The sequence below is a fragment of the Pandoraea cepalis genome (genome assembly GCF_902459625.1).
Taxonomy (GTDB): domain Bacteria; phylum Pseudomonadota; class Gammaproteobacteria; order Burkholderiales; family Burkholderiaceae; genus Pandoraea; species Pandoraea cepalis.
In genome coordinates this window covers 211,906-224,165 of record NZ_CABPRY010000001.1, presented here as the reverse complement: position 1 = coordinate 224,165, position 12,260 = coordinate 211,906, and the positions used below count along the sequence as shown (strand labels likewise).

Annotated in this window: 10 protein-coding genes; 4 read left to right on the top strand and 6 right to left on the bottom strand. The window is 63.5% G+C overall.

Features of this window, described 5'->3' with window-relative positions:
- Positions 1-24: 24 nt before the first annotated feature.
- Together PCE31107_RS00945 and pepE are read right to left on the bottom strand one after the other, a co-directional pair.
- Positions 25-939, bottom strand: coding sequence for a DMT family transporter (locus tag PCE31107_RS00945; protein ID WP_150605938.1), 915 nt, complete (start codon positions 937-939; stop codon positions 25-27).
- Positions 940-1,106: 167 nt separating this feature from the next.
- Positions 1,107-1,820, bottom strand: a complete 714-nt coding sequence (pepE, locus tag PCE31107_RS00940; RefSeq protein WP_130024459.1) for a dipeptidase PepE — start codon at positions 1,818-1,820, stop codon at positions 1,107-1,109.
- Positions 1,821-2,282: 462 nt separating this feature from the next.
- On the opposite strand from pepE, the gene PCE31107_RS00935 reads away from it, so the two are divergent.
- The 3 genes from PCE31107_RS00935 to PCE31107_RS00925 all read left to right on the top strand — a co-directional run bounded on the left by PCE31107_RS00935 (position 2,283) and on the right by PCE31107_RS00925 (position 6,835).
- Entirely contained in the window at positions 2,283-4,463 is a 2,181-nt protein-coding gene (locus PCE31107_RS00935; RefSeq protein WP_150605936.1) for a malate synthase G, read from the top strand.
- A 95-nt stretch (positions 4,464-4,558) separates the two neighbouring features.
- Positions 4,559-5,836, top strand: a complete 1,278-nt coding sequence (locus tag PCE31107_RS00930) for a DUF445 domain-containing protein (RefSeq protein ID WP_150605934.1) — start codon at positions 4,559-4,561, stop codon at positions 5,834-5,836.
- Positions 5,837-6,589: 753 nt separating this feature from the next.
- The gene (locus PCE31107_RS00925; RefSeq protein ID WP_150605932.1) at positions 6,590-6,835 is read left to right on the top strand and encodes a hypothetical protein; all 246 of its coding nucleotides are present in this window, start codon (positions 6,590-6,592) and stop codon (positions 6,833-6,835) included.
- A 97-nt stretch (positions 6,836-6,932) separates the two neighbouring features.
- On the opposite strand, the gene PCE31107_RS00920 is transcribed toward PCE31107_RS00925, so the two are convergent.
- On the bottom strand, positions 6,933-8,240 hold the full coding sequence (locus PCE31107_RS00920) for an MFS transporter (RefSeq protein ID WP_150605931.1): 1,308 nt from the start codon (positions 8,238-8,240) through the stop codon (positions 6,933-6,935).
- Positions 8,241-8,440: 200 nt separating this feature from the next.
- A complete protein-coding gene (gene psrA, locus PCE31107_RS00915) occupies positions 8,441-9,538 on the bottom strand; it encodes an iron-containing alcohol dehydrogenase PsrA (protein WP_150605929.1) in 1,098 nt (365 codons plus the stop codon).
- 148 nt (positions 9,539-9,686) lie between these two features.
- On the opposite strand from psrA, the gene PCE31107_RS00910 reads away from it, so the two are divergent.
- Positions 9,687-10,550 carry a LysR substrate-binding domain-containing protein gene (locus PCE31107_RS00910; protein ID WP_150605927.1) on the top strand — a complete coding sequence of 288 codons (864 nt, stop codon included), beginning with the start codon at positions 9,687-9,689 and terminating at the stop codon, positions 10,548-10,550.
- Positions 10,551-10,613: 63 nt separating this feature from the next.
- Here PCE31107_RS00910 and PCE31107_RS00905 read toward each other — a convergent pair whose 3' ends face one another.
- Positions 10,614-11,465 (bottom strand): undecaprenyl-diphosphate phosphatase, encoded by an 852-nt coding sequence (locus PCE31107_RS00905; protein WP_130024452.1) that lies wholly within the window; start codon positions 11,463-11,465, stop codon positions 10,614-10,616.
- A 416-nt stretch (positions 11,466-11,881) separates the two neighbouring features.
- Entirely contained in the window at positions 11,882-12,184 is a 303-nt protein-coding gene (locus tag PCE31107_RS00900) for a DUF4148 domain-containing protein (RefSeq protein ID WP_130024451.1), read from the bottom strand.
- Positions 12,185-12,260 lie beyond the last annotated feature (76 nt).

Genomic DNA, 12,260 nt, shown 5'->3' with positions numbered 1-12,260 from the left:
GCGGCGATTTCGTTTGCGCAGGGGCTACACGTCGTAGCGCGCCGACGTTGCGCCATCCCCCGGTCGATGCCAGACCGCAATCACGAGTCCGATGGCGATGAAGCCTGCGCCGAGCATGCCTTCTCGACTCAGCCGGTCGCCGAAGAGCGCGAATCCGAACAGCGTCGCGAACAGGGGGTCGCTGGTCTCGATGATCTGCACTTTGCTGGCCTGACCGCTCTCAACCGCCCGCGTGGTGAAATAGAAGCCCCCGATCGTTGGAAGCAGCACGAGCGCGCATAGCGTTATCCAGGCCAAGCCGCTGGGCATGGCGAATCCCTCGCGCATCAGTGGTATCGACAGAAACGCACTGCCGAACCCAAATAGCCAAACGAGCTGCGGCAATCCCGAGCCGATCCTGAACCACTTGGCGAGGAAGATGAACAGCGCGTAGCCACATCCACCGGCCAGCGCCAGGGCGATGCCCGCCGTGCTGCCGTCGATGCCGCTTTCGAACAGGCCCATCACACCGACGCCGAGGACGATTGCCAGAAAGGCGGCCGCCTTCCGACGCGTTGTCGTCTCCCCGAGAAACCGACCGGACAGGGCGAGCGTAGCGCCGCCCGCCGCATACGTGAGGAACGAGACGAGCGGAATCGATGCGTGCGAGAACGCCATCGTCTCGAAGTAGTAAAGGCTGAAAATGCCGAGAAACGCGAGGCATGCGAACTGAGGCCAGCGACGGGCCAGCCGAATGGTCTGCGCGCCGAGTTCGTGACGACAGGCACAAAGCAGCGACACCACGACGAACGCGCCGAAGCACTTCCAGAAGGCGATCAACGCGGGCGTAGCCCCTTGATCCAATCCGGTTCGCGTCAACACGCCGATCGTGCCGTTCAGGACGGCGGCGACGAGCGCGCAGATCTCCGGCCGGTCGCTGATGCGATGGAATACGCGCATTTTCCGAGATGTACAAATTTGACGCCGCATTCTGCCAGCGGAAATGCACCAGCAGAATGCCGTTGGACGCAAAAAAGTCAGCTTTCGGAAATATCGGAAGACCCGACCGACACGTGGCCGGCCGTCATCTGCGCGATGGCACGATGCCCCCGCGAATCCGATCGACGTCAGATCGACGCCAGCGCAAACGTGCTACCCGTCGCGAGTTTGTCGACGATACCGCCCTGCTTGAAATGCAATGCGTCGAATTCACCGAGTACGGTGGCGTTCTCGCCCTGCACATGCAACGCCGTGCCCTCTGGAATCGCAACGACGCGCTCGTCCGGATTGATCGCCAGATACTCGGCCAGCCGCTCCTCGCGCGATTCGCCGTTGTGCCCCGCAGGCTTCCCACTGATGAAATGCGGATTCACCTGGAACGGAATCAGGTTGAGCGCCTTGAGCGTCGGCGGCTCGACAATCGGCATGTCGTTGGTCGTGCGAATGGTCGGGCACACCACGTTCGCCCCGGCGCTCCACCCCACGTAAGGCATCCCCGCGCTCACACGCTCGCGCAGCAGGCCCACGATGCCCGCGTTGTACAGACGATCGAGCAGCACGAACGTATTGCCCCCGCCCACCACGACGGCTTGCGCCTGCTCGACGGCGGCGCGCGGATCCTTGTGGTGGTGAATCGACTCGAGGGCATAGCCCAGCCGTTCGAACGTCGGCCTCACGCGCGCTTCATACTCGTCGTAACTGTAGGTGATGCCCCCGGCGTACGGCACAAACAACACGCGTTTCGCGCGATCGCCGAGCACCGCGTGCATCTGATCGTCAGCATGCGCCAGATAGCCCTGGTTGCCCTTGCGGGAACTGCTCATCATCAAGATCTGTTTCACGACTCATGCCTCCGGGGCAGATGTTTTCGGGGGAATGGCTCGATGCGGCCGCATCGCGCAAATTCGGTGCAAGCGATGAGTGTACCCGTCGCCTCAACGCAGGCACGACGCACCTCGATCCGCGTAGCGGTCACCGCCGCGTACGGCGCCCCCATTTCTCATGAAGTGAAATGCCATACCGAATGCTGCAACCGCACCGCCCGCTTTCGGTATCCGACGCAAAGCCCCGTGGCGCCGGCTTCATACGCAAATCCTTATGCCGCCTATAAGTTGCGGGCGTATCACGGCGCGAAATCCCGGGTTTCCGAGCGACCGGAGAAGGATTACACTCAGGGTCTTATATAAGACTGCCCCTTATCGTCAACCACCCGGTCGTCATCCTCACGCCAACCGCGTGGGTGTCTCGGCAAGGTCACTGGACGAAATCGCGTCAACCTGGTTTTCAAACTCGAGTACAGCATCATGACTTCCACTTCCCAGCGTGGCGGCCTGACGGTCGCAGACAACCTGATCGCGTTCATCGAAAAGGAAGCCCTGCCGGGCACCGGTGTCGATGTCGATGCGTTCTGGAAAGGCTTCGACGCCATCGTTCATGACCTCGGCCCGAAGAATCGCGCCTTGCTCGCCGAACGCGACCGCCTGCAAAGCGAACTCGACGCCTGGCACCGTGCCAACCCGGGTCCCATCGCCGACGCCGCGGCCTATCGCGCGTTCCTCGAAAAGATCGGTTACCTGTTGCCCGCGCCTGCCAGCGTGCAGGCCACGACGGCCAACGTCGACCACGAAATTGCCGAGCAAGCCGGTCCGCAGCTCGTGGTGCCGCTCTCCAACGCCCGCTACGCCCTGAATGCCGCCAACGCGCGCTGGGGCAGCCTGTACGACGCGCTCTACGGCACCGACGCCATCCCTGAAACGGACGGCGCAGAAAAGGGCACCGGCTACAACCCGAAGCGCGGCGAACGCGTGATCGCCTTCGCACGCGGCTTCCTCGATCAGGCCGCGCCGCTGGCCGACGGCTCGCACAAGGACGCCACCGGCTATCGCGTCGAGAACGGCAAACTCATCGTCACGACCAAGACCGGCGAGACGGGCCTGGCCACGCCTGCCCTGTTCGTCGGCTATCAAGGCGACGCCGCGGCGCCGACGGCCGTGCTGCTCAAACACCACGGTCTGCACTTCGAGATCCAGTTCGACGCCAGCCACCCGATCGGCAAGACCGACGCGGCGCATATCAAGGACGTGCTCGTCGAAGCCGCCGTCACGACCATCATCGACTGCGAAGACTCGGTCGCCGCCGTGGACGCCGACGACAAGGTCGACCTGTATCGCAACTGGCTCGGCCTGATGCAAGGCACGTTGACGGAAGCCGTGGAGAAGGGCGGCAAGACCTTCACGCGCCGCCTGAACGCCGACCGTGAATACACCGGCGCCAACGGCCAGCCCGTGAAGCTGCACGGCCGCTCGCTGCTGTTCATCCGCAACGTCGGTCACCTGATGACCAACCCGGCGATCACCGATCGCGAAGGCCGCGAGATTCCGGAAGGCATTCTCGACGGCGTGGTCACCGTGCTCGCCTCGCTGCATGACCGCAAGCATCGCCTGAATTCGCGCACCGGCTCGATCTACATCGTGAAGCCGAAAATGCACGGCCCGGCCGAAGTGGCCTTCGCCGACGAACTGTTCGGCCGCATCGAAGCGCTGTACGACCTGCCGCGCAACACGCTCAAGATGGGCATCATGGACGAAGAGCGCCGCACGAGCGTGAACCTCTCGGCCTGTATCGCCGCCGCCGCAGCGCGCGTTGCATTCATCAACACGGGCTTCCTCGATCGCACGGGCGACGAGATGCATACCGCGATGGAAGCCGGTCCGATGATGCGCAAGGGCGACATGAAGTCGTCGGCGTGGATCACGGCCTACGAGAAGAGCAACGTGCTCGTGGGTCTGGCCGCCGGCCTGCGGGGACGCGCACAGATCGGCAAGGGTATGTGGGCCATGCCGGACCTGATGCAAGCCATGCTCGAGCAGAAGATCGCGCATCCGAAGGCCGGGGCGAACACCGCCTGGGTGCCGTCGCCGACCGCGGCCACGCTGCACGCCCTGCACTATCACATGGTCGACGTGCAGGCCGTCCAGCAGGAACTCGAGAAGATCGACTACGCGAAGGAGCGCGACACGCTGCTCACGGGCCTGCTGACGGTGCCGGTCGTGGCCAAGGCCGAATGGTCCGCCGACGAAATCCGCAAGGAGATCGAGAACAACGCGCAGGGCATTCTGGGCTACGTCGTTCGCTGGATCGATCAGGGTGTGGGTTGCTCGAAGGTGCCGGACATCAACGACATCGGCCTGATGGAAGACCGCGCCACGCTGCGCATTTCGAGCCAGCATCTGGCGAACTGGCTGCGTCACGGCGTCATCACGCGCGCACAGGTCGAAGAGACCCTGAAGCGCATGGCCGCCGTGGTCGACAAGCAGAACGCGGGCGATGCGCACTATCGTCCGATGGCGCCGAACTTCGACGACTCGCTGGCATTCAAGGCCGCGAGCGCCCTGGTGTTCGAAGGTCTGACGCAGCCCAGCGGCTACACCGAGCCGCTGCTGCACAAGTACCGACTCGAACTGAAGGCGAAGCAACGCGGGTAATCGCACGACGATAAGTCGATCGGTTAGCGGCTTATCATTGGACGCCCGACGGGGTAACCTGTCGGGCGTCTTTGTATTTTAGGAGCCGGCTGCGCATGGACCCCGCCATCGCCCTGCAACGCGCCGAGCGTCGCGCCCTGTGGTTTCTTCTGGCCGCGCTGGTGATCTTTGTCGCCACGCTCTTCATGCCCGAGCACTTCGTTACGGGCTGGATCCGGGCGGCGGCCGAAGCCGCGATGGTCGGCGGACTGGCGGACTGGTTCGCGGTCGAAGCCCTGTTCCGGCGCATTCCGATTCCGGGGCTCGCGCGGCACACGAACATCCTGATTCGCAAGAAAGACGCCCTCGGCGACGGTCTCGCCCGCTTCGTGCGCGAGAAGTTTCTCGACACCCCCTCGGTCGTTCGGCTCATCCGGCAACAGAACCCGGCGGACGCCGTCACGCACTGGCTCGGCTCGTACGAAAACACGCGTCAGTTGAGCGCGGTGCTGGTGAAAGTGGCCAGCGGGGTGCTCGATGTGATGGACGAGCGCAACGTGCAGGCCTTTATCCGCCGCGCGCTCGACACGATGATCGACCGGCTCGACCTGTCACAATCGGCGGCCGCCATGCTCGACACGCTCACGCGCGACGGCCGTCATCAAGCGCTGCTCGACGAGACGCTCGACTACCTCGTCGAACTCCTGAACGAACCGCAGACGCGCGAATTCATTTCGGCGCGCATCGTCGACTGGCTCAAGAGCGATCATCCGAAGAAGGAGAAGGTGCTGCCGTCGGAGTGGATCGGCAACAAGGGCTCCGACATGATTTCGGCGGCCGTCACGCGCCTGCTGGCGCAAATGGAAGCGGACGAATCGCATCAATTGCGTCAGGCGTTCGATCGCGCGCTCGCGAGGCTGATCGAGCGGCTCAAGCACGACGCCGACTTTCAGTCGAAGCTCGATGCTTTCAAGACCCAACTGAAAGGCGACACCGCGTTGAACGCCTATGTCGGCGGTCTGTGGAACGAGTGGCGAAGCTGGGTGAGGCGCGACCTCGCGCGCGACGACTCGGTGATCGGCGCCAAGATTACCGGCGCGGCCGCGTGGATGGGTCAGGAGCTGGCGCGAAGCGACTCGCTGCGCAAAGCGCTCGACGCGCAATTGCTGGATGCGGCCGAGCGCATGGCACCGGGCTTTGCCGACTTCGTGACGGAGCACATTCGCGCAACGGTACACGGCTGGAACGCCGAGCACCTGTCACAGCAAATCCGCCTGAGCGTCGGGCAGGACCTGCAGTACATCCGCATCAACGGCACACTCGTCGGTGGACTGATCGGCGCCGTGCTCTATTTGATTGCCCAGGCACCGGTGCTGCTTTCGCGCGGCCACTGACGAGCATCGGCGTCGGACCCGGTAGCAGACGCGCACCGCTCAGCCGGACCGAATCTGCCGCCGCCCCCCCCTTTTGCTGCGCTGCGCCGACCATTGCCTGAATATCGGCCAATCCTAGGGAAAACCCGTGGTTTTTTCGCAACGCTGCGGCGTCGGCGTCCCGTAGATTGCCGAATTCCAAAAAACCAATGAAAATCAATTGGTTAATGCCGACAACAGCGGTGGATACCACCGGTCTGAGGCGGATCGCAGCACGAATTAGAGGGAAATGTCGCGGCGCGCAACAACTTGTTTGATCGGATGGGGTTTATCGCCAAGTGCGACAGCAGTAGAGTGACAACATGATGAAGTCAGTCGACGTCGTGGCTCGCAGGGTGCACCGCACCGCGGACGACGCCGGCTCGTACAGGAGCATTACCATGGCTGCCCTCGGTTCTTTCCTTCTGCTGGCAAGTGCCTCGCTGCTCACCGCGTCGTATCTGCGCAGCCGTGCCGCGCGTACGCGCCGTCAGCAAGCGCGCGTGACGCGTCGCTGAACGCTTCGACGCCAAGCGATACTGGGCGCATCACTGCGGCGCGTATTGTCCGGGCTCGTTGTCCCGCACGGTGAATCGCGCTTTTCGGCGTTTTATTGTTTCATTTTCAGCAATACTCCCTTCTCCGGGAGCGCATTTTTCTCCTTCCTGCGTGGGCGTAGATTGGCGCCAATGACGGCGCCCATGGTGGACGTCTCGCCAGACAGGAGAAATGACAATGAAGTCCATTCTGATCGCTTCGGCCTTCGCTGCCGCGCTATTGAGCGCAGGTGCCGCGAGCGCCGCCGAGAATACCCCAGCGGCCGCCCAACCGCAGCAAACGCGGACGCAAGCGCAGGTTCAAGTTCAAACGCAGGCCCAGCCGGGTGCGGTGGCAGCGACTTCGCAAACGACGACCGTCGCCCCTGCCTATGAAGTTCCGGGCCGGGTGAATCGCGCCGGTTCGATCTACTTCGGTCAGTAAGCCGCGCAAAAAACGGCAAGCCGGGTAGCCATCCACCGGCCTGCCGAATTCCCGATGCTCGGGCACCCCACACGCATCCCCGTCCCGTCGTTCCCCCTCAGTAAGTCCGTTTCATCGCTGCCGCACACGCGGCGGACAGGCATCCCACCGCCAGCACATACACCGCGATCCACCACGGTTTGTGACCCCCGTATTCGAACAGCGTCGCCGCCACCAACGGTGTGATCGAGCTGGAAACGATTCCTGACACTTGATACACGACCGAGATGCCCGTGTAACGAACCCGCGTGTCGAACAGTTCGCAGAACATCGACGCCTCGGGACCATAAACGAACGCATACACAACGCCCAGCGGCACAATCACCGCGAGCGACACCCACCAGACGCTCGTCGCATAGTGCATCACCGCCAATGCCGGTATCGCCGACACGCCGCAGGCCAACGCGCCCCAGCCGAACACTCGACGGCGTCCCACGCGGTCCGACAGCTTCGCGGCATACGGAATCGTGACGATCAACACCATGGCCGCGAGCGTGACTGCCAGCAGGATCGGCGTCTTCGGAAAGTGCAGCGTGCCAACGAGATACGAGATGGCGAACACCGCGTAGACATTGAACACCACGCCATCGATGTAACGCGCGCCCCAGCCCAGCAGCACGTTACGCCGGTAATCGCGCGCAATCTCCGAGAGCGGCACATGCGCGACGCGCTGACTGTCCTTGATGCGCGCGAACTCGGGTGTCTCCAGTACACGCAGCCGGATGAACATGCCCACCGCCACGAGCACCACGCTGAGCATGAACGCCAGGCGCCAGCCCCAGGCCATGAACTGTGCATCCGTCAGCGTGGATGAGAGCAGCGCGACCACACCGGTCGACAGGCACAACCCCACGGCAAGCCCGATCTGCGGATACGCCGCGAATCGCCCGCGCCGGTCGCGCGGCGCGTACTCAAACGCCATGAGCACCGCGCCACCCCATTCGCCGCCCAGGCCAATGCCCTGCAACAGACGCAGGAACAGCAGAATCAGCGGGGCCGCCATGCCAATACTGTCGTAGGTCGGCACCAGTCCGATCAGGAACGTCGACACCCCCATGATGGAGAGCGTGACGATGAGCAATGGCTTGCGTCCCAACCGGTCGCCGAAGTGACCGAACAGGATGCCCCCGATCGGACGCGTGGCGAAGCCCACCGCGTAGACCGTATAGGCGAGCGCGGTGGCAATGAAGGCATCGCCGCTGGGAAAGAAGAGCTTGTTGAAGACGAGGCCTGTCACGGTGCCGTACAGGAAGAAGTCATACCATTCGACGGTCGTGCCGATCAGGCTGGCCAGCGCGACCGTGCGCACCGCTTTTTCGGCGGTGACGGCATCGCTGCCGCCCACGCCCGTGAGAACCTGTTCCATTGCGCCTCCTGTTGATGCGCCGCGCCGTGGCGGCGCGCTGCGACGCACCGGTCTGCGCCGGGCGTCTGTCTCCTGGATGTCTCGGTGCCGCCTTTGGATCATGCGGCTATGTTTTGATGATGCGGATTACGGGGACTGCGGGTAAGACGCGAAAACACGCATGCGCGCGAACGCATACGACCGTGGCGGCCACCTGACGATCAGGCGGTAGCGCCGATGAAATTGCGTCCGCGCGGGCCGTCGAGCGCGGCGGCGATCATCGCACTCGATTCAGGCTCGGACACGCCATAGGCTGAAAACTCGGTCGCCACGCCCAAACCGTTGAGAAACGCGGTGAGCTTGTCCGGGGCGCGGCCAATGTCGCCGTCGAACACCTGCGCCAGCACCGCGTCGCGATCGGCACGGCGGCCTATCGCCAGACGCATCACCGCCGGCAAGGTGAACGAGCACGCAATGCCGTGCGGGAGTCCATGTCGAATCGTCATGTCGTACGAAATGGAATGCGCCAACGCGGTCTTCGTGTTGGAGAACGCCATGCCCGCTTGCAGTGCCGCAAGCGCCGCCTGAGCGCGCAACGCCTCGTCGTCCAGCGACACCATCAGCTGCGGCAACACGCGCATCATGTCGCGCGCCGCCGTCACGGCGAAGGTGTCGGAAATCGGATTGGCGTTGACGTTCCAGATCGCCTCGAGCGCGTGCGAGAGGGCGTCGAGCCCGCTTTGCAGCGTTACGGCGTGCGGCAGCGAGCGCGTCAGTTGCGGATCGACAATCGCCGCCTCCGGCCACGTCTCGGGTAAATGCAGCGAGTACTTCTTGTGCTTCACATGACGATCCCACAACGTGGCCCACGGGGTGACTTCGCTGCCGGTGCCCGCCGTCGTCGGAACGGTGATGAGCCGCTTGGTCCGCGATGGCCGGAAGTCGCCCCCCGCATCAAGCGCATCGACGAGCGTCGCAAAGCGATCGTCCTCGCCCGCGACCATCAGCAGCTTGGCCGTGTCCAGCGCGCTGCCGCCGCCCAGCGCCACGACCACCTCGCACTGGCCGTACCGCCGCCAGAAATCGCTATACATCGGGGCGAGTTCGCGCACATCCGGGTTCGGGCTGACTCGATCGATCGTCCCTGCCAGCCGTTGCCCGAGCAGCGCTTCGACTCGCCCCGTCATGCCGAGCGCCCGCGCTTCGGGCATGGTGACGAGCACAACCCGCCGCTCGCCGACCAGTTCGGGCAACTGAGCAAGGGCACCCGCGCCGAACCTAACATCGACCGGATTATGGAAACGTGAACATGCAGTCATGGTGAGGAGGTGCCGCTGCACCCGCAGGCGCTGCGATCGATTGACGAAGATTGAGCTGGATTATGGTGAGGACCGTCCTATACTTCCAATTCACAATTTTTCGTCAAAGTATTGGTAAAACCTATACCTCGTCACGGGAGCGTCATCGATGCGGATTACCCAACTGCGCTCGTTCCATGCGGTGGCGCACCACGGCAGCGTGACGCGCGCGGCCCAGGCGCTGCATGTGAGCCAGCCCACGATGACCACGCAGATTCGTGCGCTGGAGGAGACCTACGGTGTCGAACTGTTCTACCGGCACGGTCGTGGACTGACGCTCACGCCGACCGGAAAATCGTTGTATGCGGTGAGCCTGCGCATCTTCTCCGACGAAGCCGAGGCGCTTGGTCTGCTCAAGGAGCATGGCGAGCTGCGCACCGGCGAACTACGCCTGGGTGCCGTCGGACCGCATCACGCGATGGAGATTGTGGCGGCATTCCAGCCGCGTTACCCGGGCATTCGCATTTCCATGCGGCCGGGCAACTCCGAAGAGATGATCGAGAGCCTGCTGGCCTACCGCACGGACGTGGCGGTGCTCGCGCGCTATCACGACGACGCGCGTCTGCATGCCGTGCCCTATCGCACCCATCCGGTCGTGCTGTTGGTGCCGCGCGCGCACCGGTTCGCCAAGCGACGCAGCGTACCGCTCGCGGCGCTGGCGGACGAACCGATGCTCATGCGCGAGCCGGGATCGACTACGCGTCACGCGCTCGAAGCGGCGTTGCAAGCGGCGGGGGTGACACCGACCGTGGCGATGGAGATCGGCAGTCGCGAAGCGATTCGCGAGGCGGTCATTCTGGGGCTGGGAATCGCTGCGGTGTCGGCGCGTGAGCACACGCCCGACGCGCGACTTGCCACCGTATCGATCAGCGACGCACGCGTGGAGACGACAACGGTCGTTGTGTGTCTCGCGCAGCGGCGGGCGTCGCGGGCGATTGCCGCGTTTTTGGAGGTCGTGGCGGGACTGGTGTGACGCCTGTGGGCATGGCATGGGCAGCGTCTGGCACGCCGCCCACGCAAGACGTCACCTGACCGATTACAGATATTGGCTCGCCGCCAGCACGACACCCGAGGCCACGAGGCAGTAGATGCCGAACAGATACCAGCGGCCGTGTTCGAGCCAGCGGGACAACCAGCGCAGCGCCACCAGACCGGCGAGGAAGCTGAACACCATGCCGACGAGGCTCGGCGTGAGCACCGTCATGTAGTGGCCGGAGAACGATTGCGCGCCGCCCGACTTGTACAGACGGTACGCCTCCTTGGCGATCACCGGCGGCGTGAGCACCACGGCCAGCGCGAAGCTGAATTCCTCGACACGAATTTTATCGAGCCCGCGCATCATTCCCGTCGAGATGGTCGATCCCGAGCGCGAGAAACCACGGAACGGCAGGCACAAGCCCTGCACCGCGCCGATCCAGGCGGAGTCGGCACCCCGCAACGGGCGATCGCCCATCGGCGGACGCTTACTGCCCGAGATCAGAATCAGGATGCCCGCCATCGCGAGGCCGCCGGAGATGATGTACAGATTGCCGAACAAGTGCTCGATCTCGGCGTGTTCGGAGCCACGCATCAAGACCTTCTCGATAAACAGCATCAAGGCCAGCCCGATCACGCCCGTGAAGCCCGTCGCGATGACGACTTGCTTCGCGTTATGCATGAAATCGTGCTTCGACGAGAAATAGCGCTCGCGCCACGACTTCCAGAAATAGACGATGACGGCGAGCATCGTGCCGGTGTGCAGCATGACGAGCAACAACGTCATGGCGGGCGCCGACGGGTCGAGACCCATCAGCTTCTCGGCCATGATCACGTGTGCCGAACTCGACACGGGAAGCAACTCCGCCACGCCCTGCACAATCGCGAGCACGAGCACTTGCAGATAATCCATGCGAAATCCTTGTGAAATGGGCAAGGAGCCTACGCCGGATACATGACATTTTCGTGACGGTCACATGACGGCGGCGCCGGTTCCCTACCCACCACCGGCTGCCGCGCATGATACTCCAACAGACGTGTCGCGAAGTGAGCAAGTGAGCCGTTTCCGACGGGTACCTTGGGCCAATGCGGGGCGACTTGCCCACCGGAAATCCACAGCTTGGTCACAGGTGTGCCACAGCTTACCCACAGGGTTATCGACAGATTTGTCCACAGGGCGCGACGCATCGCAAAGGGGGAAAGCACAAAACAAAATCGGCCACGCGATGTGGCCGATTTGTTATCGGAGGCAGCGACCCGGAGTCGCGATGCGCCGCACAGGCGCTGGCTCACGGGAGGTGCCGCCAGTACTGCGATGGGTGACGCGAATCAGCTACCGAAGTACGTGCTGCCAGCAAGGGCGAGGTTGATGATCGACCCCGGGGTCGCAGCTACCGCTGCAGCGCCCGAGTTGGCGATCGTCTTCGGATAAACCGAATCGTGTTGCTGCAGCAGACCGGCTTGCTGGGCTTGCGCCAGTTCCTGACCGACCTGAGCGCGGGTCAGCATGCTGGTTTGCGGCACCCACGAGAATTCCGTCGGGCCGTCGAAGGCATCGCTGGCAAAGGCCGAACCGGCCGACACGGCCAACATTGCGGAAACCAGGGCTGAGGTAATAAGAGCGCGCTTCATGATGTTTTCTCCTGTCTGTTTGAGTCGCGGCGATGTTCAATTCATCGTCGACAATTGCAGTCTATTGGCATCGTAA